The organism is Leyella stercorea, assembly GCF_021531355.1.
In the GTDB taxonomy this organism is placed as follows: Bacteria; Bacteroidota; Bacteroidia; order Bacteroidales; family Bacteroidaceae; genus Prevotella.
The window spans coordinates 1-221 of sequence record NZ_JADYTS010000246.1 but is presented as its reverse complement, the minus strand read 5'-3'; the positions used below and the strand labels follow the sequence as shown (position 1 = coordinate 221).

At 44.3% G+C, this 221-nt stretch carries 1 protein-coding gene; it reads right to left on the bottom strand.

Annotated features, from left to right (window positions below; translation table 11 throughout):
• A partial coding sequence (locus I6E38_RS15240) for a transposase (protein WP_235394754.1) occupies positions 1–221 on the bottom strand: 221 nt, incomplete at both ends.

Below are 221 nucleotides of genomic sequence, written 5' to 3'. Positions count from 1 at the left end.
TTTCATTCTTTATCTTCGCACCTATTATATACTTGTAGCCGTGCGCCTCAAGTTCCGCTATATTTGCATTGTTCATCAGACCGGAGTCAGCCACCACAACGAAATTTTCCAATCCGTATTTGCTTACAAACTCGTTTATCGTCGGCAACATCGTGTGACCTTCATATTTGTTGCCCTCATGGATGCAATAGGCAAGCGGATAGCCGCCCAAACTTACAAGC